General features: G+C 52.5%; 20 protein-coding genes. 15 read left to right on the top strand and 5 right to left on the bottom strand.

Going from position 1 to position 24,722, the window contains the following annotated elements:
* Positions 1-12: 12 nt before the first annotated feature.
* The 4 genes from PHQ97_10180 to yqeC form a co-directional block, all read right to left on the bottom strand.
* A complete protein-coding gene (locus tag PHQ97_10180; protein MDD4393099.1) occupies positions 13-642 on the bottom strand; it encodes a TetR/AcrR family transcriptional regulator in 630 nt (209 codons plus the stop codon).
* 443 nt (positions 643-1,085) lie between these two features.
* The gene (locus PHQ97_10175) at positions 1,086-1,274 is read right to left on the bottom strand and encodes an iron-sulfur cluster assembly scaffold protein (protein MDD4393098.1); all 189 of its coding nucleotides are present in this window, start codon (positions 1,272-1,274) and stop codon (positions 1,086-1,088) included.
* A gap of 207 nt (positions 1,275-1,481) precedes the next feature.
* Positions 1,482-2,480 (bottom strand): XdhC family protein, encoded by a 999-nt coding sequence (locus tag PHQ97_10170; protein MDD4393097.1) that lies wholly within the window; start codon positions 2,478-2,480, stop codon positions 1,482-1,484.
* Between the two features lie 238 nt (positions 2,481-2,718).
* Entirely contained in the window at positions 2,719-3,510 is a 792-nt protein-coding gene (yqeC, locus tag PHQ97_10165; GenBank protein ID MDD4393096.1) for a selenium cofactor biosynthesis protein YqeC, read from the bottom strand.
* Between the two features lie 391 nt (positions 3,511-3,901).
* On the opposite strand from yqeC, the gene PHQ97_10160 reads away from it, so the two are divergent.
* The 5 genes from PHQ97_10160 to PHQ97_10140 all read left to right on the top strand — a co-directional run bounded on the left by PHQ97_10160 (position 3,902) and on the right by PHQ97_10140 (position 11,683).
* Positions 3,902-4,699, top strand: a complete 798-nt coding sequence (locus tag PHQ97_10160; GenBank protein ID MDD4393095.1) for an ABC transporter ATP-binding protein — start codon at positions 3,902-3,904, stop codon at positions 4,697-4,699.
* A 523-nt stretch (positions 4,700-5,222) separates the two neighbouring features.
* The gene (locus PHQ97_10155; GenBank protein ID MDD4393094.1) at positions 5,223-6,236 is read left to right on the top strand and encodes an iron ABC transporter permease; all 1,014 of its coding nucleotides are present in this window, start codon (positions 5,223-5,225) and stop codon (positions 6,234-6,236) included.
* Between the two features lie 38 nt (positions 6,237-6,274).
* The gene (locus PHQ97_10150; protein ID MDD4393093.1) at positions 6,275-7,435 is read left to right on the top strand and encodes an ABC transporter substrate-binding protein; all 1,161 of its coding nucleotides are present in this window, start codon (positions 6,275-6,277) and stop codon (positions 7,433-7,435) included.
* A gap of 209 nt (positions 7,436-7,644) precedes the next feature.
* Positions 7,645-9,672 carry a TonB-dependent receptor gene (locus PHQ97_10145; protein ID MDD4393092.1) on the top strand — a complete coding sequence of 676 codons (2,028 nt, stop codon included), beginning with the start codon at positions 7,645-7,647 and terminating at the stop codon, positions 9,670-9,672.
* 235 nt (positions 9,673-9,907) lie between these two features.
* Positions 9,908-11,683, top strand: a complete 1,776-nt coding sequence (locus PHQ97_10140; GenBank protein MDD4393091.1) for a radical SAM protein — start codon at positions 9,908-9,910, stop codon at positions 11,681-11,683.
* Positions 11,684-12,078: 395 nt separating this feature from the next.
* Here PHQ97_10140 and PHQ97_10135 read toward each other — a convergent pair whose 3' ends face one another.
* Positions 12,079-12,333, bottom strand: coding sequence for a hypothetical protein (locus PHQ97_10135; GenBank protein ID MDD4393090.1), 255 nt, complete (start codon positions 12,331-12,333; stop codon positions 12,079-12,081).
* Positions 12,334-12,672: 339 nt separating this feature from the next.
* On the opposite strand from PHQ97_10135, the gene PHQ97_10130 reads away from it, so the two are divergent.
* From PHQ97_10130 to PHQ97_10085, 10 genes are all read left to right on the top strand, one after another.
* Positions 12,673-12,903 carry a hypothetical protein gene (locus tag PHQ97_10130; protein ID MDD4393089.1) on the top strand — a complete coding sequence of 77 codons (231 nt, stop codon included), beginning with the start codon at positions 12,673-12,675 and terminating at the stop codon, positions 12,901-12,903.
* A gap of 370 nt (positions 12,904-13,273) precedes the next feature.
* A complete protein-coding gene (locus tag PHQ97_10125; protein MDD4393088.1) occupies positions 13,274-14,377 on the top strand; it encodes a BMP family ABC transporter substrate-binding protein in 1,104 nt (367 codons plus the stop codon).
* 25 nt (positions 14,378-14,402) lie between these two features.
* On the top strand, positions 14,403-15,077 hold the full coding sequence (locus tag PHQ97_10120; protein MDD4393087.1) for a hypothetical protein: 675 nt from the start codon (positions 14,403-14,405) through the stop codon (positions 15,075-15,077).
* A complete protein-coding gene (locus tag PHQ97_10115; protein ID MDD4393086.1) occupies positions 15,070-16,611 on the top strand; it encodes an ABC transporter ATP-binding protein in 1,542 nt (513 codons plus the stop codon). Before PHQ97_10120 ends, PHQ97_10115 begins: the two co-directional genes overlap by 8 nt.
* Positions 16,608-17,675, top strand: a complete 1,068-nt coding sequence (locus tag PHQ97_10110) for an ABC transporter permease (GenBank protein MDD4393085.1) — start codon at positions 16,608-16,610, stop codon at positions 17,673-17,675. Before PHQ97_10115 ends, PHQ97_10110 begins: the two co-directional genes overlap by 4 nt.
* Positions 17,672-18,595 (top strand): ABC transporter permease, encoded by a 924-nt coding sequence (locus tag PHQ97_10105; GenBank protein MDD4393084.1) that lies wholly within the window; start codon positions 17,672-17,674, stop codon positions 18,593-18,595. The genes PHQ97_10110 and PHQ97_10105 overlap by 4 nt, the downstream gene beginning before the upstream one ends.
* A gap of 131 nt (positions 18,596-18,726) precedes the next feature.
* Positions 18,727-19,455, top strand: coding sequence for an amino acid ABC transporter ATP-binding protein (locus PHQ97_10100; GenBank protein ID MDD4393083.1), 729 nt, complete (start codon positions 18,727-18,729; stop codon positions 19,453-19,455).
* A 91-nt stretch (positions 19,456-19,546) separates the two neighbouring features.
* Positions 19,547-20,401 (top strand): transporter substrate-binding domain-containing protein, encoded by an 855-nt coding sequence (locus PHQ97_10095; GenBank protein ID MDD4393082.1) that lies wholly within the window; start codon positions 19,547-19,549, stop codon positions 20,399-20,401.
* A gap of 307 nt (positions 20,402-20,708) precedes the next feature.
* Entirely contained in the window at positions 20,709-22,505 is a 1,797-nt protein-coding gene (locus PHQ97_10090; protein ID MDD4393081.1) for an amino acid ABC transporter permease, read from the top strand.
* 399 nt (positions 22,506-22,904) lie between these two features.
* A complete protein-coding gene (locus PHQ97_10085; GenBank protein MDD4393080.1) occupies positions 22,905-24,308 on the top strand; it encodes a DEAD/DEAH box helicase in 1,404 nt (467 codons plus the stop codon).
* The last annotated feature ends 414 nt before the right edge of the window (positions 24,309-24,722 follow it).

The following is a 24,722-nucleotide window of genomic DNA, read 5'->3' as shown; positions in this document are numbered from 1 at the left end:
CCATAATCAATTTCATCCCGGACATACCGCATTACCCTGAAAACCGGCAGAAATAAACGCCACCGTGTGTTGAAGCAGTTTTTCTTTACTGACTGAAATGCTGTATACCCGTTCAACGTCTTCCAACTGCCAAGCGTGAAAAAATACGCTGGCCGTACTCATCATCAACGCCATCCGAACCAGAACGGTTTCACGTGGAACATCCGGCAGCACCCGGAGCAAGGCCTCGCCAAATCGCGCTGTGAGAGGTTTTTGCAGCTCTGCCACCCAGTTTTGAAACCGATCCACATCTTTAAGCGGCCTTAGGATTTTGGTAAACACCTCACAATGATGGGGATTGCGCTCGACAAACGCGATAAGCGGGATCAGATACCCTCGGATAATATCATTCAACGGGGGGCCGTTTTTCCCTGCAGCAGCTTCCGCCTTCTCCAGCAGCGCCAGCTGCGAATCGATGATTGGACCGATATACCGGGCAAGCACCGCATCCACAAGATTTTCTTTTGATCCGAAATGATAATTAATCGCTGCCAGATTGACATCGGCACGGGTCGTTATCATCCGCAAAGAGGTTCTGTCAGCGCCGTGTTGAAGCATGAGCGTTTCGGCTGCATCCAGGATCCTGGTTTTCGTATCGGTCATTTTACCTCCGTGACAGGTTTTACCCACTGAATCAAACACCGTTTCAAACATACGTTTTTTTAATCCACTTTTAAACGCTGTTTGAATTTCTGTCAATACATTTTCCCCCGCCCGTGCCATCGAAAGCAGAAAAGCCGAAGGCTTACCAGCAAGCGCCCCTCGGCTTTCATCCAGCCCGAACAAAACGAAAAAGTGGTCTCACAGAAAATACATTTTGCGGACGTTACGTGAGGTAAAATTGTCCGGGGAGATACGGGTCCAAACAACTACCCATCAAGCATTCCTGTCGGAAAACGCTCTGAGCACTGTCTCGTAAGGCAGCAAAATGCAACTATGCCGACTTCTGTGGTGACGTACCGGTGAGAATGCCTGATAAACAGCATTTGCCATGATTTGATCGGGAGATGATTTCAGAAAACGTTCAAACGCATCGCTGAGCGTTTTCAACCGGGCATCAACTGATAATATATCTGCTTGATCACATCATTTTCCATTATCAGTTGAACGGTCACCCGGTCACCGCACAAAGGATTGGATTTTGTCGCCTGCCGGTCCGGATGATCGATGGAACCCGAATGGTCGTTGCGCCCGGCCCACTGCAACATCGAATCGTCATACAAGTTTTTATTCATTTTACCGTAATTCCTGTTGATACATATGCTGAATTGGGCGACCAACTGATCCTCGTCAAAATGCATATGCTTTCCCCGTTTCATTGACAAACCGCTGCTTATATAGCCCTCTTGCGATGGCGGATTGCCGTGCTTTACGTATGATAAATTTAATTACGACATTACGTCGCGTGAGAAGCCGGCGGTGTATATACAACAGCATAGCCGCTATCCTCTACATCCGTTTCGCCGGATGGCCGTAATTTGGCCCATGACGGCAATCGCTATTTCTTCCGGAGTGACAGCACCGATATCCAGGCCGACAGGACCGTGAATCCGTTCCAGAACCTCGTCGGAGAAACCGGCCAGACGGAGCCGCTGCAAGCGCTCCGCATGGGTTTTCCGGCTGCCGAGCGCCCCGATATAAAACGCGGTTGAACGCAAGGCCGTCACCAAGGCCGGATCATCGATCTTGGGATCATGCGAAAGGGTAACAACCGCCGTCCGTTGATGGAGTTTCATTTGTTCCATGGCCTCATCCGGCCACTCGACATGAATCGGTACATCCGGAAAACGTACGGTATTGGCAAAGGCTTCACGGGGATCAATAATGAACACCTGATACCCGACGGTTCGCGCGAATTGATACAGGTGCTTTGCGATATGAACCGCTCCGATGATAATCAGCTTTGAAGACGGATAAAATCCATGCAGAAAAACCTTGCGGCTGCCCGCCTCGACGATCATATTCCGCTCAGCATACTGCATTTTTTCAATAACACGCCGAATCTCTGGATCCAACGCATTTACGGCTTCGGATACATCCAGCGGGATTAACGTTTTTTCCCCGCCGGCAAGATCCGTAATCAGACACACCGGGCGATTGGCCGCCCGCAAGTCGACCAGCCGCTTCAAATCCGATTGCCACGTCACTTTTTCCACAAAAAGCTCGATTTCACCGCCGCAGGCCAGCCCCACTTCCCACGCCTGGTTTTGGGTGACGCAAAAAAACACCCGCCGTGATTTCCCATCGCTGATGACCTCCAGCGCCTCGGCAACCACAGCGCCTTCGATACAGCCACCGGACACCGATCCTTCAAACACGGCCTTTTCATCGATCACCAGCTGGCTGCCCACCGGACGCGGCGATGACCCCCGGGCGGCAATGACTGTAGCCAGAGCCACGTTTCTGCCGTTTTCAATCCATTCCAGTGCTTTTCCGATCATACTTTCACCTCTATTAAATGCGCATCATGAATATGAAGCTGCTCAGCTTTTCCGTCCCTGATTTCATATTCTTCATGCACCCCTTATACCGCGCCACAGGTGAAGGCGGCCGAAAAGTTAATTTTCATGGACAGCACGAGGGCAGGATCCGAAGCCTTCTCCGGGGATTCCGGCTGCCCGGCCTGCACCGGACAGAGCATCATCCCCCATCAAGCAGCGAACATTGATCCGAATCGATTCATACGCAATTTCTGCAAATTTGCCGGCATTCAACCTGATGAGGATCTCCCTGAACGGCTCCGATAAAAACCGCATCAATTTTTTGGGCACCCTGCTCCAGCAGAATATCAGAAATTTTTTGACCGCTTTGATGCAGCGCTGCATCCTCGGCCTTATTAAAAAACACATACCGTACGGCAGTTGACGGGCAGCCCTTCATCAATCCCTGATCGTGCACGATCGCCCGGGCAATCGATGCTTCGGTAACGGCATCTCCCTGCGAAAGCCCCGTAATCTGTGCATACAGCCGGGAACGAAACACCGTCCGGTCCGACAGTGCCTTTCCGACGGCATCCAGCCCGACCAGGGTGACCAGCCATCGCGTACAATCCGGTATCACGGGCTCATACGGTGCCGGCGCTTTCAGGGACCGACGCGCGGCCCCGTCCCCTTCCACAAGTATCCACCGAAACAGTCCGCTCTTATGTATCTGATCAATTTCAGGCCCGGAAAATCCGGTCAGTTTGTTCTGATCGCCGAGACAACCCCATGCCGCCGTCAGATGGAGATGGTCCGGCAGCCGCTTGCGGGCCTCATCCAGAACTGTTTGCACCGAAGACGAGATGATCACCGCTTCCGACGTGTCGGTTTCCGGTTTACCAATTTTGGTTGTAGTCGTGCTGAGCACCGTCTCGCCGGCCTCAGCCAATTCACGGGCAAGCCGGAACATCAGCGAGGTCTTTCCCCCGGCCCCGACCAGTGTAATGACACCCCCGTCACAAAATCCCAGCCTTTCATATAATTTCATCATAACGGACAAACCCCTTTGCTCATGCTTCGAAGCACTTTGCGCCATCCCTCGAAGTCGGAAAACACATCTTTTCAGGCAGCTGTGAACTCCGACCTTCGTCTGGATAACAGTATGGGTGATCCATTTTTACTTAAGTTAATGACATCAAATGACTACTTGCAATTGTCCTGTTAAAAAAATGTTTGACGTTTATAGCATACATATAATATAAGGACAAGCAAAAGTTAGCAGCTGTTTTAGCAGTAATTTTTTTTATTAACCGTCTATTTTCTTTATATTTAAAAAAGATATGTTTTGGTGGCCAATGACTGCTTACGATTGTCCCGCTAAAAATATTTGACGTTTATAAGGGTCATATATTGGCGATAAATTTGAAAAGGAAATTTTGCGTATGGAAATGCTTTCGGTTCGTGATCTCAGTTTTGATTACACGACCAATCAGGTCTTGAAGGATATCGATTTTTCCGTGGATGCGGGTACGATTTGCGGACTTTTAGGACCGAATGCGTCTGGCAAGACGACTTTGCTCAAATGCATCAGCGGTATTTTAAAAACGAAAAAAGGACAGGTTTCCATTGGCGGAAAAGCGGTGGGAGAGTTTTCAAGAAAAGCCATTGCAGGCCAGATAGCCGTGGTTCCCCAATGTGCAACCGTGGCATTTTCTTTTACCTCTCTTCAGATGGTCGTTATGGCTCGGGTAGCTCGATTTGGGTTTTTCGGGAGGCCGTCCCGAAAGGATTACCAGGATGCGGAAGCGGCATTGGCGGAACTGGGGCTGGAACATCTGAAAAACCGTTCGTTCACTGAACTGAGTGGCGGAGAAAAACAGATGGTGCTGCTCGCCAGGGCGCTTTTTCAAAACCCTTGCCTTCTTTTACTGGACGAACCGACCTCTCACCTGGATTTCAAGAATCAGCATATCATTCTGGGTATGGTTCAGGCGATTACCGGGGCTAAAAATCTGACGACAGTTATTACCCTACATGATCCGAATCTGGCGGCAAGATACTGCAGCCGGATGGTGATGTTGAAACAGGGCCGGGTGCATCGAAAGGGAAGGACAGAGGATGTGTTTGAAGAACGCACGCTCGAGTCCATGTATGGGATGAAGGTGTCCATCGAAAACGGTTGCCATGGAAAATGCTTCGTCGTGCCGCTGGCGGACGGAGGCAAATCGACTTTAAATTAGCGCCCTGCGGACGGACTGAAGAGCGCTATCACTGGAGGAGCACTTCGTTTTAGGCAAGAGGCTTTTATCTTATAACATCCTCAAGAAAGCAAAGCTTTGGGCCCTCAAGCGCAGAGCGCTCAGCCTGCAACATACTGATAAAATCAGTATTAAAAAACGAACTGCCCCGCCGCAAGCAGCGGGGTATCAAAATAGGGCTTGATCATAACTGCGGCCACAATGTCACGGGGTCCGTCCCACCCGTTGCCGGCTTCTCCAGCACGATCCGGGGGATGCCGGGCCCATGAAGCTAAAGCGCAAAAACTCGGCAAGCCTCAAACAGTTTGCGCTTCTTAACGCTTCATGGCCCCGACATCTTTTCCCCGGATCGCGCCATGTCGTACGCCGGCAACGGGCGGGACTCCGAGGCTACGCACAGCAAAATATATCGAAACGCCCCAAAGGGCGGGGTATTAAACCCAAGCTCCGCAATAAAAATCTCTATCATTGAAAATTAATTGGAATGGCGGATAAAGAAAAAACCGTGAAAAAAAACAAGATTATTTTTTTGCTGACATCCATTGCTCTGTGCGGCACGATTCTGCTTGCCGTTTCAACGGGAAAATATCCGATAGATTTTCCCACCGACGGCAGATTATTTTTCTCCCTCATCGGGCTGGAAGGCGCAGAAAGCCTCCCCGCGCAATCGGCACTGGTGCTCTGGTCCGTTCGTCTGCCCCGAATTCTGATGTCCATTATGACGGGGGCCGCACTATCGGTCGCAGGTGTTGCATTCCAGAGCCTCTTCAAAAATCCGCTGGTCTCGCCGGCCATATTGGGCGTTACTTCAGGTGCCAACTTCGGAGCCGCGCTGGCGCTTTTGTTCGGTGCTTCCGCTATGATGCTCGAAGCTTCGGCCTTTGTTTGCGGCCTGATTGCAGTAAGCATTGCCTGTCAAATCGGAAAACGGGGAGATAATTCGGTTACCACCCTGGTACTGGCCGGTGTCATCGTCTCCGCACTTTTTGTGGCGGGACTTTCATATATCAAGTGCAAGGCGGATCCCTATGGTCAACTCCCGGCTATCGTTTTCTGGACCATGGGAAGTTTCAACAGCGTTTCCTGGGGGGATGCATCCAGGGGGGGAGCGCTGATCCTTGTCGGGCTGCTGTTGAGCTATCTGTTCCGCTGGGGACTCAACCCCATGGCGCTGGGCGATGAAGAAGCCATGTCCCTGGGGGTCGACGTATCCGGCCGGCGGGCCTGGCATATCCTGACGGCCACCCTGATGGTGGCCGCTGCCACCGCCTCATGCGGCAACATCGGATGGGTGGGGCTGATCATCCCGCATATGTCCAGAATGATCGTGGGAGCGGACCATGACGTGCTGATTCCTTTTTCGGCCCTGTTAGGGGGCGTTTTCATGCTGTGTATGGATACCCTTGCAAGAACGCTGCCGGGGGGGGAGATTCCCGTGGGTATCCTGACGGCCATCATCGGTGCGCCCTGTTTCGGATATCTTCTGATTCGAACCAAACGCAGTGGTTGGAGCACTTAAACGCGTTGGGGAATACAACTCAAAAAGGACAAACTGCCATGCATAAGAGTGCTGTTCCGAACGGAGAAAAACACAGCTTCGGATATTGGCGGAACCGCGGGATCTTTTTTCTGGCCCTGCAAATTTTCCTGCTCATGCCCACAAGCCCGCATAATCCGGAAGCCTCCGAAATCAAGCCCGCCACCCGCGTAATCATCGACAGGGCCGGCAGGCAAGTCCGTATTCCCGAAACGCCGAAAAGGATCGCCTGTATTCACGGCCCCAGCTATGAAAAGCTGTTCGCTTTCGGTGCGGCCCATCGGGTGGCCATCGTCGCCAATGTGCTTCTGCCGTGGGATTACAAACTGAACCCCGAGTTAGAGCGTATTCAGGTCATGGACAACTTTGTGTCTCCCGATGTGGAACAACTTCTTCAACTGAAAACGGACCTTGTTATATACCACCCGTTTGCAAAACAGATTGAACAATTAAGCGCGGCCGGACTTCCCGTGGTGGTTCCTTACGATGGCGGCCGGAGGCAATCCACGCTGGAGGGCTTTATCGGTGACAATTACGAACAGATCCGGTTTTACGGGGAGTTGCTGGGCGGAGAAGCAAAAAATATCGCGGAAGAATACTGCGCATACGTGAATGAAAGAATACAAAAGGTGATTGCTGTCACGTCGAGAATTCCGACGGCCAATCGCCCCAAGGTATTTTTTGTGTGCGGGCAGATCCAGGGTCCTTCTAAAACTCAGACGCGCTTTTCCACCGCGTACTGGCTTGTGAACGCCGCCGGCGGCACCATGCAGACTCACGCCGATCCGTCATATTTCGTTACAGTGACAACGGAACAGATGATTCTGTGGAATCCGGATATCATTGTGGTAAGCACACTGCCCTCCATCGATTCGATCGTAAACGATCCCCGGTGGCAGGGAATAACGGCCGTCAGGGAAAATAAAGTTTTCATGAATCCCGAGGGCTTGTTTTATTGGAGCCACTTCAGTACCGAATCTTTCTTATGCATTCTGTTCCTTGCAAAACTTTTTCACCCGGAAATTTTTTCGCATCTGGATGTTAAGCAGGAATTAACGGATTATTACACGAAGTTTTACCACTATGAGCTTACGGATAACGAAGCCGAACGGATCTTACACCACCTGCCGCCCGCGAGTGCTTCACAATTTGAAACTGATCTTCGGAATGACAGGAAATGACATTTCTTATGCTTTCGGATCATGCATGCCAACCGGCATTCGGCAGGAAGGACGATCCTCCGTCGATATGACTTGTTATCCGGAGGTTTGGAAAATTTGGTGGGGCCGGAACCCGATAGAACGAGTCCGAGGGCTGTCTGGTGCCATTGAAAAACGACGTGACATCGGGGTCACGTTTCAATCAGTCAGCATGTGAACAGGAGAGATGAATGAAATTGAAAGTACAACTTCGGCAAATGTTTTATTTATTGGTGTCCAGCATGATGGTGGTCAGCGGCGCCATGGCGGAAGACCAATCCGGTGACAGCATGTTTAATCTGGGAGAAGTCTTCGTGACGGGAGAAAAGGGATCTGTCGATTCAGCAACAACCGTGACGGAGGTAACCATGGAAGAGATTACAGCCAAGGGCGCACAAACCGTTGCGGAGGCGCTGGAATTTCTTCCGGGCGTTTTGGTGCAGATGGCGGGTAAGGGAGAATCCCATGTAAGCATCAGGGGCTTTGACCAAAGGCAGGTCAAGGTTCTCATCGACGGCGTTCCGGCCCGGGAGAATTATTTTGGAACGGTAGATCTCTCCATGCTGCCGGCCGGTATTATATCCAAAATTATAATCACCAAAGGGGCAAGTTCCGTTCTTTACGGTTCCAATACAATGGGTGGCGTCATCAATATTATTACGAAAAAGGGAGGCACCACCCCCCAAACATCCTTGACCGCTTCCTTCGGGGACTACGGCACTGCCAATTATTTTCTGAGTCACGGCGGAAGTGCCGGAAATCTGAACTATTGGCTGTCGGGGGGATACCAGGCATCCGATGGTTACAGGCTGTCCGGGGATTTTGATGAAACCGATCCCGATGTGGGGCTTGGCACGTCCTATAACGAAGATGGCGGCAAAAGGGATTTAAGCGATTATACGAAAAAAAGCCTGGACCTGAAAGTCGGCTATGATCCGGGCGGCGATTCGAGTGCCTACCTGTCGCTTGATTATGTCGACAATGAGCGGGGAATGCCCACCTTTTATAACCGCTACTGGGCATACAGCGACTGGCGGCAATGGCAGCTCAATCTGGTCGGGGAACACAAATTCACCGACGCGCTCAAGGTGAAAACCCGGTTGTTTTACGTAAACCATTCCGACGGGATTATGGATGTAAGCTGGGATGCGGAACATACCACAGGGGGAAAAAAGTGGTTTGAGGAAAGCTATTATGATGATAGCTCCATCGGCGGAGAGATTCAAGCCCTTATGAATATGGGGCAACGGAACAGCCTTCGCTTCGGCCTGAACTACATGAAGGACAACCACAAGGAAGGAAATTACCTCAGTGACGACTGCTGGGATGTCCTTAAGGGATCGGCCTCGGTGGGATGGACACCTGAAGAAGAATACGCTGCCCATACCTATACGTTCGCCGTTGAGGATGAATTCAGGCCTTTTAACCGTTTTTCCGTGGTGCTCGGCCTGAGTTACGATGCGTTTGAGCCGACCCAGACATCCGACCAGCCGGCGCCCGGCCAGATGGACATCGTGAACCCCCAGGTCGGGATGACCTTTGACATGACGGATGCCACCCGTTTTCACGTATCCGTCGGTCAAAAAAGCAGATTCCCCAGCTTAAAGGAGTTGTACAGCACCTACGGCGGGGGGAATCCAGACCTGGATCCGGAAAAGGCGCTCGCCTATGAAGCGGGTGCTTCCCACATTTTTTCCGAGAATGTTACCGGTAAGGCGGCCTTTTTTTATCACAATGTCGACGATTTGATCGACTCCACGAAACTCGACGGTGAATCCGTCTACATCAACATCAACGAAGCGACCATTTACGGCGCGGAGGCAACTGTCGGCATGCAACTTTCCAGGGCCTTCCATACGGATTTAAACTACACCTATCTGACCACAGCGGACAAATCGAACAATGACCGTGAGCTGGAAGGTCGGCCCCGGCACCGGGTTAACCTGGCGCTGACCTACCGTTGCGCCTTCGGACTTACGCTTAACATGCAGGCATCCTATACGAAACGGCAGTATTGGGAGAACGATAATTACGAATGGACAAAATTGCCCGACTATTTCCTGATCAATGCTAAATTGACCCAGAAATTAAAAAAAATCGGGGGGATCGACGCCGAAGTCTTTCTTCAGGGCACCAATATCCTGGATGAGGACTATTATGAAACAAACGGACCGGAGCCGGGATTTAACTTGCTGGCAGGAATTTCCCTGCGGATGTAGGAAAAAGCCGGGGACGGGAAGCCTGCCTTTAATACAGGAGAGAACAACGGCAAATGCAACCGCTGCTGTCAGGGTTTCGGGACGGGAAAAAGGCTCATCGCGGATTAGTGTGAATTTACCCATACTCAAGGGAACAGATTTTTTTTGTTACTGATTTTACTGCAAAAATTAAATTTATAAATTTGGTTTTCACGCTAATCCGAGATGAGCCGGAAAAAATAAGGGGACCGAATAAATGAAATGTACTATCTGTGAGATGAAATGCGATATCAAAGATGGTGAGATCGGCGAATGCGGCATGTATACCCGAATCGGATCCGATATCCGGGAGCGGTATCCCGACAGGTATCTTGCGGCGGTCGACACCGCCATTGAATGCATGCCCATGGTGCATTATCATCCAAAGGGTAAATTCCTTCAGATATGCACCGTGGGCTGTAATTTCAAATGTAACGGATGCGTTTCTGAAATATTGACGGATCATCTTTCCGCCATTGCAGGCGCCTTTCAGGAAATGACGTCCGAGCAGGTCATCCAAAAAGCCCTGGCTGAAGCATGCATCGGTGTAATGTTCTGCTTCAACGAGCCGACGGTTGCGTATTTTACTTTTCAGCGGCTGGCCCGGATGGCCAGGGAAAACGGCTTGCTTGTAGGCTGTTCAACAAACGGATATCTGACGGAATCGGCTTTAGGCGGGCTTATCCCGCTTCTCGATTTCGTAAATGTGGGGCTGAAAGGGGCTTCAGAAGAAGCTTATCGTATCTGCGGGATTAAAAACGTTGCACCGATATGGCGAAATCTCGCGTTGCTCTACAAGCAAGGCGTCTACATCGAAGTATCGGCGATCTACCGGAAGCACGGCGAAGGGGAAATCAGCAGGGCAGCTGAATTTATCGCCTCCCTTTCAAAGGATATCCCCTTTCAGGTGATGCGCTTCATTCCCTTCGGGGACGCTACCATCGACATGGAGCCGAGCATCCGGGAGGCCGAGTCGGTTTGCAGGCAATTGCGGAAACAGCTTAAATATGTCTATCTTTTCAACTCTCCGGGGACCGATTACCTCAACAGTCGTTGTCCGGATTGCGGAAAAAAAATTATGGAACGGGGATTTTTTGGTCCCATGTCCTCCAACCTCTTCCGGTATATGCCGGAAGGACACTGCAGCTGCGGATTTCAATTGCCCATTCAGGGAAAAATCCATGATGCCCGGGTCAGGGAAACCGGATATTTCGGCGGCTACCGGACAATCAACGCACTGAACATGATTCGTTCGATATTGGCGGTAATCGGGATGACGGACAAGAACCGCATTGATGCTGTCATGGTGCAGATACTCAAGGAAGATTTCATCAAGGAGCTGTACGACCGCCTGAACAGGATCGATTCTTATTTTGACATCGTCGATTATCTTGCGGCCTTGACCGGCCGTGAATCCCAGGCCGTCGCATTTCGTCAATATGTGGAATCCCGGGTGGCCCAAATCGAGTACAAGGTCGAAGGCCTTGAAAAACCGCCGGTGTACGCTTCCATAGGCCACCCGCTCATCGCCGTATTCGAGGAAAAAATGGAATCCCGGCTAATCGATACTGCCGGCGGCCGATTAACGAACCGGCGGATCAAAAGGGAAAGCCGACCCGGCATCAGCATTTCAAAAAAACAGTTCTGCCGGATGGCCCCGGAAATCATCGTCATTTCAGGGGCCGCGGCTTGGCCCGTGGAAGACTTTATCACCTATTGCACGGGGAATGGCTTGGACGTGCCGGCGGTAAGGACTCAAAAAATCTTTCATCTGCATCCCTACCGCTCCTCCACCAACCCGGATTGGATATTGGGACTCTTGCGCCTGGCCAATATCATCCATCCGGACATTTTCCACTTTGATCTTCAAAAAGAGGCGGATGACTTCTACCGGCAATTTTATAACATGCCGTTCGGTGATGGACATTGCCACGCCTTTCCAGGACTGCGCCTGAAAAAGCACCCTGGCAGTACAGACCAGCGGATTACGTAAAAAAGCAGGGTAAGCCATGCAAAAAAAATTGGACTCAAATAAAAAATGCACCCTTCGATCGAGGCAATGCCCTGATGATGAATAAAATCACAATAACGGTGTTCGCTCCTATTTACCCCGTCATTGCCAAACATGGCCAGGGAACTTGGCTGTGATGCGTATAGAATCATTAACGATGAAACCGGATTCCGGGTTGTTATTTTCAAACACAATTAACAGACGCATACCCTGTTTCCGGATGGACACATTTTTTGCACTTTCTGAACCATGGCGACCGGGGGCAGGAATACCCAAAGACCCCTGATGCTTCTGCCTCAGGGGTCTTTGGGTATCAGATTATCCTGATGTCGCGTTACGCGACAAGGCAGTTCAATTCTGAAATCTTCCTTGGGATATTAGGATATAAGGCCACACACTTTGACTCTCAGGTCTTCCCATTTGACAAATGGAATATCTTTTATTCCTTCCAGATGACTCAGGGGGATTACCCCGACATGCGTACCCGGCACATAAAAACACTGCTGACCTTTATAGGGTCCGTCCTTCAAAATCCAGCCATCCTGAAGCGCAATGCGTTTACCTATCAGTTCTTTAGCCTCATCATTGTATTCCGCTTGTTCCTGGGGTTGAAAAATAGCTTCAAAAAACACCTTATACCTCCTGAAAAATAACAGGCAGGGACTCATGCCCTGCCTTAAGCTTAGAAATCCTCCTGACGAAGGTTCTGGTTACCTATTTTTGGATCAACAAAAAATGGTGGCACCATTACCCCTTTTCAGACAGAAGTCAAGATTTTTTCTCGATCATCTGTTTTCATTTCAAACCCGCAGCGCCGTATCCCGTACCGGACAGCTTTCCACGGCCCAAACGTCTTTCACGCTTGACACCCCTGTTTTGATGCAACTATTCTGTTGGTAATCCCGCAAAAAAGCACACACCACCCGGGTACGCCCACTCATCGTCGGATATCAGAAGAAAGGAGCGCCGTAATGAACATCACATGGAGCACCTGGCTGTTGATCCGTTTTTTACTGTTTACCCGGCCAGCGACCGTTTTTCCGGCCGCCCCGCCGCCCATCGCCCCAGGCCATTGCGCAGCGCTCTGGCTCACGGCCGTTCCTATGGATTACAATGAACCGGGCATGGCCATCGAGGGGTTCATGTACGGCATCTGCGGGCGGGATACGCAACAGTTTATAACCGGGCAATGCTTCAGTTAACGCGGAACTGGCATTCGGACAACTGTACATGGGGGATTCCAGCGGAATATGATCTATTCTGGAAGGAAACGGTCACCAGCTACCTGAGTGATGTGAGCTCATCGTCATCGCTCAATGCCCTCCGCGTGGACCGGGTTTTCATTTCTGAACGATTTGGCATGCAACATCGCGCTCCGGATCCCCCCGGATGATGACCCAGAAATTTTGACTTGACACGGCTCCTGTTCACGCCGTATCTACCCGACGGGAGATATGCCGCTCAGCCCTGTTAATTTCTGCATATCCCCCTGACGTTGCAACAAAGCCATAAACCCGGTTCACCGTGAACCCAACCTTTTTTATAACCATCCAATAGCCAATAGGTGTATTTATGAAAAAACGACTGTTGCTTGCACTGATTTTTTTTATCGCATCTGCCATAGCGCTTTGTCCGTGCGCCCTGGCAGACGGAAAAAAGAAGGTCAAAGCCGCATTTGCACTGCTGTGGACAACCGATGATATGGGCTGGACCACGGCCGGCTACGAAGGCATCCAATACCTGAAGCAGCAACTGGGCGATCAGGTGGAAATCAACTACACGGAAAAAGTTCTGGCGGCAGATGCCGAACGCGTCATCCGAAACTATGCCCGGCAGGGATATGACATCATTTTTGCCACCACCTTCGAGCATATGGATCCGACCCTCATGGTGGCCAGGGATTTTCCGGATATCGCATTTGAACATTGTTCCGGCTACAAGACCGGCCCCAACACGGGCAATTATTTTGCCCGGATGTATCAGGGAGAATATCTCGCCGGCTACATGGCCGGCCTGATGGGATTTAAAAATGTGGGAACGGTTGCAACCAACCCGATCCCGGAACCGATTCGCGGGATAAACGCCTTTACCATCGGCCTGATCAAAGGGCTGACCGAAGCCGGACACCGCTTCGATCCTGACAGGGTCAACACGGTGGTATGGCTCAAAGCATGGCGCGATGCCATCAACGAAACCACCCTGACCGAAACCCTGATCAGCCGAAAGCATGATCTGATCCGGCAGATGGCCGATACTCCGGACAGCAGCATCGCTGCGTGCGCCAAAGGCGTTCCGGCTATCGGCTATGGGTCCGATGCGACAAAATACGGCGCGGACTGCGTCCTGGTATCCAGCATATGGAACTGGGGTCCCTATTTTGTCGATGCGGTGCAGCGCGTGGCTGACGGAACATGGGCGCCTCAGGAATACTGGGGCGGATTCGAGAAAAACAATATCCGGCTGACGGATTTTCATGCTTCCGTTCCGCAGGCAGTCAGGGAAAAGGTGCTGACCGAGAAAAAACGTCTCGAACAGGGCATCGATACAATCTTTGCCGGTCCGCTCTACGATCAGGATGGAAAGCTGCGAATCGAAAAAGGCCAGAAAGCTACGGACCAGGACCTTCTGACCCTCCGATGGCTGGTAAAAGGCGTGAGCGGGAAAATACCCGACTGATCCGAACAGACCTGAAGGAAACACCGTGAACGATATTGCCGAATCATACGAATCCGGTGACAAGTACCGGCTGACGATTCCCGGACTGAGCTATGGCGTGGATCTTCCCTATGTCATCCTTGACGGAACAGATCCCGCCATCCGGATTGCTTCATTGAACCTGGTGGGCCAGATCCGACTGAATCAGGATTTTGGCGCCCTGCTGGCTCAAAAAATAAAGTCCGCCATCGGCACCCCTGAAGGCGTTATTATCCTGACCGCCGTGGAAAAAGCCCTGCAGCTCACCCAGGTGGTGGCCCATCTGCTGGGGCTTGATGCCGTGGCCGTAGCCTACAACCGCATCAAGCCCCACATGGAAGCCGCCCGCAGGCAGGTAATCCGGGTGCAGATGGATTCCATTACCAGCGGCGATAAATGTCTTGTGCTGTATGAACGGGATATCAACCTGATACTGAATGCGCGCCGGGGCATTATCCTGATTGACGATGTGGTGAGCACCGGCGGAACTGTCTATGGCCTGACCCGGCTGATCCGTGAAACCCTCAAAAGCCATCCGGACAGAACGCCGCCTGAGCTGCTGGGTATATTCTGTGTCGCACAGGAAGGCGGGGCCCTGCCCGATCTGCCCGCACCGGTGATCAGTCTGGCTACACTGCCCGAGCCACAGCAGCTCCAGGGGGCAGCCGATACCAATGGATGATATGCCCCGATCAACCCCCTCCCCCGTATTGTCCCTTGCCGGCATCACCAAACGATTCGGCCCCGTAACGGCAAATCAGGATATTCACCTTGACGTTTTCCCGGGCCAAATTCACGCACTGCTCGGAGAAAACGGTGCCGGCAAAAGCACCCTCATGTCCATTCTGTCAGGCCGGTACCGGCCCGACTCCGGCACCATTGAGCTTTATGGCCGGCCCGTTGAATTTTCCTCCCCGGCCCGGTCTCTTGAGCAGGGCATCGGCATGGTCTATCAGCGCTATATGCTGATAGAATCACTTTCCGTTGTTGAAAATATCATTCTGGGAACCACCGGACTCAAGTACCGCCTCAATCTCAAGCAGGCCTGCAACACCATTGAACGCTTATCCCGTCAGTTTGGCCTTCACGTGGATCCCTGGAAAAAAATCTGGCAGCTGTCCATGGGCGAGAGACAGCGGGTGGAAATCCTCAAGCTGCTTTACCGGAAAGCGACCATACTGATTTTTGACGAACCCACAGCCATCCTTTCCCCCCCGGAAATTGACCGGTTTTTCGAAACCCTGAAAAAGCTGTCGGCCAGCAATCATACCATCATTTTCATATCCCACAAACTGGAGGAGGTTCTTCGCATTGCCGACCGAGTCACCATTATGCGACGGGGACAGATGATCGCCGACCTGCCGGTGGGACAGATTGAATCCAAAGCCGAACTGGCCCGGTTGATGGTCGGCCGGGACGTCTTTCTGAACATTGACCGGAGGCCCCTGGAATACGGCCGAAGCGTTTTCCAGGTGACGAATCTTTCCGCAACCGGCACGAATCATGCGACGCCTTTTGACGATATCACTTTCGATATCAAGCAGGGAGAGATCATGGCAATCACCGGGGTGGCGGGAAACGGGCAGGAAACCCTGGTGGCGGCCTTAACCGGTCGGATCCCTTTCACCCGGGGATCAATCACGTTCGGCGGCAAATCCCATACGGGACCTGAATGGCTCAGGGCCGACAAACAGCGCCTGACCTATATTCCTGAAGACCGTCACCATGCCGGAAGCGTATCCGAGGCCAGCCTGGTCGAAAATTTCATGCTGACCCGGCTCAAAGAATTCAGCCGGGGTCCGTTTCTGGCCTTCAAAAAAGCCCGAAACTCCACGATTACGGCAATGGATCAGTTTTCCATATATGCGCCTGCCGGACCGTCAACCCTTGCCCGCCAGCTGTCCGGTGGCAACCTGCAAAAGCTCATCCTAGCCCGCGAACTCGACCGGCACCCTGAACTGATTATCGCCGAGCACCCGACCCAGGGTCTGGATATCGGCGCCACGGAAGATGTCTGGAAGGCCCTGCTGGGCCAGCGGCGTCATGCCGGCATTCTTCTGGTATCCGGGGACCTGAGCGAAGTTCTGACCCTGGCGGACCGGATTGCCATCATGTACCGGGGAAATATTCTGGACACTATTTCAAGCCGGAACGCGGATGAGGTTTCACAAATCGGTCTTCTCATGGCCGGAAGCAGGGGGGACGGTCGGAAGTGAAATCGGTTTGCATTGAAAAAAAATCTCATACCCGGCAGACTTGGGGAAGCACACTGGCGGTATCCACATTGCCGGCGCTGGTGATTGGTGCTGTCATTTTTCAGGCCGCAGGGGTTAGTTCCTTCCGGGCATACGCCGTGATGCTGGAAGGGGCGTTCGGAAACTGGTATGCCTTCTCGGAAGTGCTGGTCAAAGCCATTCCGCTGATGTTTACCGGGATTGCCGTTGCCCTGGCCGCCCGGATGGCGCTGTGGAATATCGGATGCGAGGGGCAGCTGGTCTTCGGGGGAATTTTTGCGGCAGGCGTTGCACTGTTCTTCCATGACTGCATACCCGATTCGCTCATGATACCGATCCTGTGCAGTGCGGGTTTTGCCGGCGGAGCGCTCTGGGCCCTGATTCCCGCCCTGATGAAAGCCTGCTGGAACGTCAACGAGATCATCTCCACGCTGATGTTTAATTACATTGCCGTTATTATCATGGAGCACCTGTATTTCGGCCCCTGGCGGGACCCCATGGGCCGGGGGTTTCCGGGTACCGCCATGCTGGACCCGACCGCCTGGCTGCCGCGGTTTTTCCAGACCCGCATCCACCTGGGACTGTTGATCGCGCTGGCCGCCGCTGCCGCCGTTTATGTCTCATTGAGCCGGCTCACGTGGGGCTACCGGATCAACGTGATCGGCAAAAGCCCGAAGGCGGCCGGATACGCCCACATAAAATTCACCCGGCAGACGATTGTGGTCCTGCTGATCAGCGGGGGCTTGGCCGGGCTGGCCGGCATGAGCGAAGTCTGCGGCATCCATCTGCGCCTGCAGCAGGGAGTCGCCGTCGGTTACGGTTATGACGGCATCATTATCGCCTTTCTGGCACGCCTCAATCCCCTGGCCGTTCCCGTGATTGCCGTATTCCTGGGGGGGCTGATCGTCGGAGGGGACCAGCTTCAGTCGGCCCTTCACCTGCCGTCATCCATCAGCCAGATACTGGAAGGGACCATGCTGATGGCCATCGCGGCCGGAAATTTTTTTGCTGCATACCGGATTAAATGGCTGAGGAGCAACCCGTGAGTGATGTGATCTTTATTGCCGCCATCGCATTGAAATCGAGCATCGCCGTCCTGCTGGCCGCTATCGGAGAAATTTTTACCGAACGAAGCGGCGTTCTGAACCTCGGGGTGGAAGGGATGATGCTGATCGGCGCCATGACCGGATTCATCATCGGCTATACAACCGGCTCACCCCTGCTGGCCTTTTCCGGTGCCATGGCTGCCGGAGCACTGCTGGCGCTGATCCACGCCGTCCTTTGCGTTCACCTGCAGGCCAATCAGGTCATCAGCGGCCTGGCCGTCACGATTCTCGGAACCGGTCTGAGCAGTTTTATCGGAAGGCCCTTTATCGGCCGGGTGGGCATTCGAATCGAGACCCTGTCATCGGACTGGATATCGGCTGTTCCCTTACTGGGCCCCATACTATCCCATCAGACCGCGATAGCCATCATGGCCCTTGTTCTGGCGCCGCTGGCCGGATATGTCCTGATGCACACATCGTTCGGTCTAAATATCCGGGCGTCAGGCGAAGACCCGAAGGCCACGGATGCCGCCGGCGTATCGGTGACAGCGTACCGGTACGGGTGTACGGTTTTCGGCGGAATGATGGCCGGCCTGGCCGGTGCCTACCTGTCTCTGGTTTACACGCCGGGCTGGAAGGAAAACATGGCCGGGGGACAGGGCTGGATTGCCATCGCCATGGTCATTTTCTCCAGCTGGAAACCTGTTCGCGCACTGCTCGGGGCGTTAATCTTCGGCGGGCTCAACGCCCTTCAGTTTTATTTTCAGGCTACCGGCCTCGAGCTGATTCCGGCCTATATCCTCCGGCTTCTGCCCTACCTGATGACCCTCTTTATTCTGTTTACAGCGACGGCAATGGGGAAAAAAACTGCAGGCGCCACGCCGGCTTCACTCGGCAAACCGTTTTACCGGGAAGACTGACCGCTCGCCCCCGATGGGTCATCTTCAGAACAAATAATCTCGGCATTACTTTTCAGCTAATTGACATTGCTCGCCATACCGTCTATTAAGTCTTAGCAGAAGACGAAACGAACAAACAGGAGCAGCGGCCCATGATTCAGTTTATCAACGTCAACAAATGGTTCGGCAAACTTCACGTTCTCAACGATATCAACTTCCATGTAAACCAAGGGGAAGTGGCGGTCATCTGCGGCCCCAGCGGATCGGGCAAAAGCACCCTGATCCGGTGCATCAACAAACTGGAGCCGATCAACTCCGGAAAAATCGTCGTCGACAACATGCCGGTTCACGACACCCGGACCAACATCACCCGACTCCGCGCTGAAATCGGATTCGTATTTCAGCAGTTTAACCTTTATCCCCACATGACAGCCCTTGAAAATATCACCATCGCCCCGGTCAAAGTCCGAAAGATGTCAAAACCTGACGCGAAAGCGCTGGCCATGGAACTTCTTGAAAAAGTCGGCATCCATGACAAAGCCGATCACTACCCCTCGCAGCTTTCCGGAGGGCAGCAGCAGAGAGTCGCCATTGCCAGAGGCCTTGCCATGAAGCCGAAAATCATGCTTTTTGATGAACCCACCTCAGCCCTTGACCCGGAAATGATCAACGAAGTCCTCGATGTCATGCGAAAACTTGCCATAGAAGGCATGACCATGGTGGTGGTCACCCATGAAATGGGGTTTGCCCGCGAAGTAGCCCACACCGTTGTCTTCATGGATGATGGCCAGATTATCGAAAAGCAGAATCCGGAATCATTTTTCAAACACCCTGAAAATGAACGGACCCGGATGTTTCTCAGTAAAATTCTTTCACATTAGCAAGCTCTGTTCTAATGCACTATATCGGGACGGATCTGATCAACAAGAACGTCTGTGAAATAAACGCAAACATCGAAAGGAGAATTTGAGTATGAAAATCAACATGAAGCTTTCTGCTTTTCTGGCCGTTGCGGCTTTGTTTGTTCTATCTGCCGCTCCCTGCCAGGCCGGGCCCGTGTATGACAACGTCATGAAAACCGGCCTGGTTCGGGCCGGTCTGATGTACAACAGCATCCCGGCGGCCTATTTCAACGAAAACAATGAGTGGGTCGGCTTTGACGTGGACATTACCGAAGAGGTGGTCAAACGTCTGAGCCAGTATATGGGAAAAGAGCTGCAGCTCGAACGCGTCAAGCTCAACAACAAAACCCGGATCTCTTTTCTGACCTCCGGCCGTATCGATCTGAGCACCGCCAACATGACCCACAAGCGGGAACGCGACAAGACCATCGATTTTTCCATCACCTATTTCTTTGACGGTGAAAAGATCCTGGCAAAAAAAGGCCTTTACACCAGGCACGAGGATTTTGTGGGAAAACGCATCGCCTCAATGCAGGGTACCACCAGTGAAAAAAATGCCGTCAACCTGCTGAAGGAACTCGGCGACCCCGATGCGGAAAAACACGTGATCAGTTTCCAGGATGAGCCGTCCTGTTTTCTGGCCCTCAAGCAGGGCAAGGTGGCTGGCTGGGCGACCGACAGCACCATCCTGCTGGGCTATGCCGCCAAGGAACCCGGACAGTATGAGCTGATCGGCGACTTCTTCAGCGACGAGCCTTACGGCATCGGCACGCCGGAAAACGACAGTGCCTGGCGCGATGCCATCAACTTTGCGCTTCAGGATATGTGGAAAGACGGCGCGTACATGAAAATATACAACAAATGGTACGGACCGGATACCGCCTATTATTTCCCGATGACCGAAAAAATCGAGATGTGGCCATAAAATATTCACCGCAGAGACGCAAAACACGCGGAGCATAGCGCCCTTGCGGTCGGATTTAGGAGCGCTATCGCTTGAGGAGCACTTCGTTTGAGGCAAAAGATAAGAAGCAAAACGCTTTTATCTTATAACACCCTCAAACAAGGTCGCAAAGCTCCCACTCCTCAAGCGTAGCGTCCATAAGCCTGTAACCGGCTGATAAAATTTATCAAAAAATGGAAATTTTTATACTATCAAGTTAACCCGTTGAACTCCGGTTTTTTGCAGGCTACCGGAACCATTTTAATTTTTCACTATTGTGTAACGCCCTATGACACCTTCATCGACGCTTATGACCTCCGGCCAGAAATGGCGGTATCTGCTGAAGCAGTGCGCCGTTGTTTTCGGCCTTTTTATCGTTGTCTACCTGATCTTCACGCATGCCGATTTCGGCTACGATTTCAAATGGTCCATCATTTACGAAGAAAACCCCACCTACCATGAGGTGTTCGGGCTATGGCTTCTGCGGGGGCTCTGGCTGACCATCTATATTTCCCTGATCAGCTCGGCGGTCTCCCTGGTCCTGGGGACACTGTTCGGCATTGCCCGGCTGTCCGGCTTCAAGCCCCTGTATTATACGGCGACTGTATACGTGGAGTTTTTCCGGAACACCCCGCTCCTGGTCCAGCTGTTCTTCTGGTATTTTGCCATTCCCATGGTGCTGCCCGAAGCCCTGCGGACATTTCTGTATGATCACAATTTTGAACTGATTGCGGCCACCACCGGGCTGTCGATTTATACCAGCGCCTTTATTGCCGAGATCGTCCGCGCCGGCATCCAGGCCATCCCCAGGGGACATGTCGAAGCGGCCGCATCCTCGGGGCTCAATGCGATCCAGACCCTGCGCCATGTCATCCTGCCCCAGGCCTTCCGCATCATCATACCGCCGCTGGGCAGCGAATTTCTCAACAACATGAAAAACTCCTCTCTGGCCATGACCATCGGGGTGGCTGAGCTGTGCTGGCAGTCCCAGCAGATCGAATCCTTCACATTCCGCGGCTTTGAAGCCACCACCGCCGCCACCGTCATTTACCTGAGCCTGTCGCTGATCATCAGTAGCATCATGAACAGCATCAATCACCACCTGCAGATCGGCCCGGACAGATGCCTGAACCGGTTTGACCGGTTCCTGGCAGCCCTGACAGCACCCCTGATCGGCCTGATCGCCTTCACAGAGCGCCTGATCGAGCGGATTACCGCCCGATTTTCAAAAAGTACCGGACACGACGAAACCGAAGGGATCTACCTTTCCGGAAAAAAGCGATACCTGGGCAAGGCCTTGAAAGTGTCGGCAGTCCTTGGAAAAATCGCCTTTATGGTGGTATTGATCGGACTTGTCGCCCTGATTGCCAGAGGACTTCTGCACTTTAACTGGGATATTGCCGTCCGGCATATCCGGCTGTTTTTAACATGGACCTTCCCGAGTTCTGCTTCCGGCGAGATCCTCTACGGTATGGGCGGGCTGAGCCTCAGTATTTCGCTGGCACTGATCGCCATCAGCGTCAGTTTTTTTATCGGTCTGGTGGTGGGCCTCGGACGGATGAGCAAAAACCCGCTGCTCAATACGCCCTGTATTCTGTATATCGAACTGATCCGGGGAAATCCCCTGATCATGGTCATTTTCTGGGTCTATTTTTTCTCACCCATCGTGACCGGAATGCAAATCAACGTATTCTGGAGCGCGACCATCGCTTTTACCCTCTTCAGCGGGGCCTACCTGGGAGAAATCGTCCGCGCCGGCGTAAGTGCCATCCCCTTCGGGCAGAGCGAGGCGGCACAGGCCGCAGGCCTGTCCTATTTTCAGACCATGCACCACGTTATCCTGCCCCAGGCGCTTAAAATCATGATCCCTGCCATCGTCGGTCAATTTATCTCCATTTTCAAAGACACGTCCCTGGCCTATATCATCGGCGTGTTCGAACTGATGACTGTGGCCCAGACCCTGAATAACCGGCTGATGATCTACCCGTTTGAAATCTACATCACCGTGGCGGTGCTGTATTTTATCTGCTGCTACAGCATGAGCCTGGTGGCCGCCCGGCTCGAGAAAAAATACGCGCCGAGGTGATAATCGAAAAACTTATTTATGGATGTAGCGCCCGAATCGGCCGAGATAGATGAGCCGGAATTCCCGCCCCCTGAATGCCCCAGTTATTTTTGAAACTTGATGCACATTTAAAAAACAGGTAAACTTGATGAACTCGTAAAAAGGCACCCCCACACCGCCATTTTTGCGCAGGCGTGAGCCCAGAACATACTGAAATGACCGGATTTTTATTCTACATAGATGGCAAATGAGGGCTGAGTTTGACTTTTTACAAAGCCATCAAACTTGCCTCGCACATATACCAATCTGTGCCCGGCAGACAACAATTTATCTGAACAGACCGCATCCGTGGGCCGGGATAGGCTGTTTCGCAACCGATTTGTTAACCGTAAAATTTAAAAAAACTCTCAGGATTATTATATGTCATTTGATCAACTTGGCCTTCGGGTCGAACTGCTTAAAGCCATTCAAGACAAGGGCTACACCGCCCCCACCCTCATACAGACCAGGGCCATTCCCGTTATTCTCAATGGACGGGACATTCTTGCCCGCGCCCAGACCGGGACGGGGAAAACAGACGCATTTGCACTCCCCCTGGTTGAAATTTTGAGTCGGCAAAACGGCAAGGGAAGGCACCCCCGCGCACTTGTCCTCACCCCCACGCGGGAGCTGGCGCTTCAGGTGGGAGAAAGCATCAAGACTTATGCAAGAAGAGTCTCCATGCGATGCACGGCGGTTTACGGGGGGGGCCGCATCGATCCACAGATCGATCGGCTGAGGCGCGGCATCGATATTCTGGTGGCCACACCGGGCCGCCTTCTGGATCTTGCCGGCCAGAGGCATCTGAATCTTTCCCGCATAGAGTTTCTGGTTTTCGACGAGGCTGACAGAATGCTGGATCTGGGATTTAATGAGGAGATTTCCAAAATTCTTGATCTCGTTCCAGCTGAACGCAGGACCATGCTGTTTTCGGCCACCTACACCCAACAGATCCGGGAGCTTGCCCGAAAAATGCTGCAAGATCCGGAAAATATCGAGGTAACACCCAGCAATACGGCGGCAGCGTCGGTTGTCCAGAAGGTCCACCTGGTGGACAAATCAGATAAACGAGCACTTTTCATCCACCTGATCACCAAGGGCCGCTGGACCCGGGTACTGGTCTTTACCCGAACAAAACACGGTGCAAACAAGCTCACGGAAAAACTTGCCGAACAAGGTATCAATGCCACTGCCCTGCATGGCAACAAGAGCCAGTCTTTCCGGACACGTACCCTTGAAGCGTTCAAAAACGGTGAGATACGCATCCTCGTGGCAACGGATCTGGCCGCAAGGGGCCTGGACATCAGCAACCTGCCCTATGTGGTCAATTACGATATGCCGACCATCCCAGAGGATTATGTTCACCGCATCGGCCGCACCGGCCGCGCGGGTGTCAGCGGTATTGCCGTCTCCCTGGTCAGTGACGACGAAAAGCCTTATCTAAAGGCCATTGAAACACTGCTGAAGCAGAAAATACCGGTGGAAAAAGTTGACTGCTATACAGTGGATAGCGACGTTCCGGATTTTGTCCTCTTTCGCCCCAACAGCCCGTCCAGCGAAAAAAAGGCGGACAGGGCCATAAAAGAGCTGGTCGTCAAAAGAAATACTTCAAAGCAGCAATCCCAGGCCCGTAATGCGAAACCGTCAGGTTCCGGCAAAAGCCCGGGTCCGGCAGCAAAATCCCGATCCTGCAACAGAAACGACAAGGCGGGGAAAAAACCCTCCGGATCAGGATCACGCGCTTCTCAATCTTCTATACAAGGCAACCCCAGGGGCAGAAGATAGGGAGTTCGGGGTACAAATAAAATTTATCGGACGACTTCTTCGGAGCATGGTCTTATAACGCGTGAATCACGCCGAATTTTAGGCACCTTTGGCATGAGGGACGCAGGCAACAATTATAAATTTCTTTCGATCAGCAACTTTGGTATACGGCCATCATGCCACGCAAATCAAGAATCGATGCTCCGGGGGCGGTTCAGTTGGGGCTTACGCAACCGGCTGTGAGCATTTCGGTCAGACGAAGAGGCGAGCCTCGAGGCCGTCAGGCCGCCCCTCAAGCGAAACGATCCTTTTTTTCTTCAGTATTTTGAGTCCGCAAATTCCACCCAGCCGCCGGCTTCGACAAGACAGCGGTCAAATTCAGACAGCTCAAACGGTATCTGCTCTGTCTGGCCACCGGATTTAACAACAAACAGC

It is taken from the genome of Desulfobacterales bacterium (assembly GCA_028704555.1).
Lineage (GTDB): Bacteria > Desulfobacterota > Desulfobacteria > Desulfobacterales > JAQWFD01 > JAQWFD01.
This window is presented reverse-complemented; position numbering and strand designations above follow the sequence as displayed.

What these genes read in the sequence shown, in the direction of transcription:
- PHQ97_10100 (MDD4393083.1), top strand. Translation starts at nt 18,727, where the DNA reads ATGATTCAGTTTATCAACGTCAACAAATGGTTCGGCAAACTTCACGTT.
- PHQ97_10160 (MDD4393095.1), top strand. Translation starts at nt 3,902, where the DNA reads ATGGAAATGCTTTCGGTTCGTGATCTCAGTTTTGATTACACGACCAAT.
- PHQ97_10090 (MDD4393081.1), top strand. Translation starts at nt 20,709, where the DNA reads ATGACACCTTCATCGACGCTTATGACCTCCGGCCAGAAATGGCGGTAT.
- PHQ97_10130 (MDD4393089.1), top strand. Translation starts at nt 12,673, where the DNA reads ATGAACATCACATGGAGCACCTGGCTGTTGATCCGTTTTTTACTGTTT.
- PHQ97_10140 (MDD4393091.1), top strand. Translation starts at nt 9,908, where the DNA reads ATGAAATGTACTATCTGTGAGATGAAATGCGATATCAAAGATGGTGAG.
- PHQ97_10170 (MDD4393097.1), bottom strand. Translation starts at nt 2,480, where the DNA reads ATGATCGGAAAAGCACTGGAATGGATTGAAAACGGCAGAAACGTGGCT.
- PHQ97_10095 (MDD4393082.1), top strand. Translation starts at nt 19,547, where the DNA reads ATGAAAATCAACATGAAGCTTTCTGCTTTTCTGGCCGTTGCGGCTTTG.
- PHQ97_10150 (MDD4393093.1), top strand. Translation starts at nt 6,275, where the DNA reads ATGCATAAGAGTGCTGTTCCGAACGGAGAAAAACACAGCTTCGGATAT.
- PHQ97_10180 (MDD4393099.1), bottom strand. Translation starts at nt 642, where the DNA reads ATGACCGATACGAAAACCAGGATCCTGGATGCAGCCGAAACGCTCATG.
- PHQ97_10145 (MDD4393092.1), top strand. Translation starts at nt 7,645, where the DNA reads ATGAAATTGAAAGTACAACTTCGGCAAATGTTTTATTTATTGGTGTCC.
- yqeC (MDD4393096.1), bottom strand. Translation starts at nt 3,510, where the DNA reads ATGATGAAATTATATGAAAGGCTGGGATTTTGTGACGGGGGTGTCATT.
- PHQ97_10115 (MDD4393086.1), top strand. Translation starts at nt 15,070, where the DNA reads ATGGATGATATGCCCCGATCAACCCCCTCCCCCGTATTGTCCCTTGCC.
- PHQ97_10125 (MDD4393088.1), top strand. Translation starts at nt 13,274, where the DNA reads ATGAAAAAACGACTGTTGCTTGCACTGATTTTTTTTATCGCATCTGCC.
- PHQ97_10175 (MDD4393098.1), bottom strand. Translation starts at nt 1,274, where the DNA reads ATGAATAAAAACTTGTATGACGATTCGATGTTGCAGTGGGCCGGGCGC.
- PHQ97_10085 (MDD4393080.1), top strand. Translation starts at nt 22,905, where the DNA reads ATGTCATTTGATCAACTTGGCCTTCGGGTCGAACTGCTTAAAGCCATT.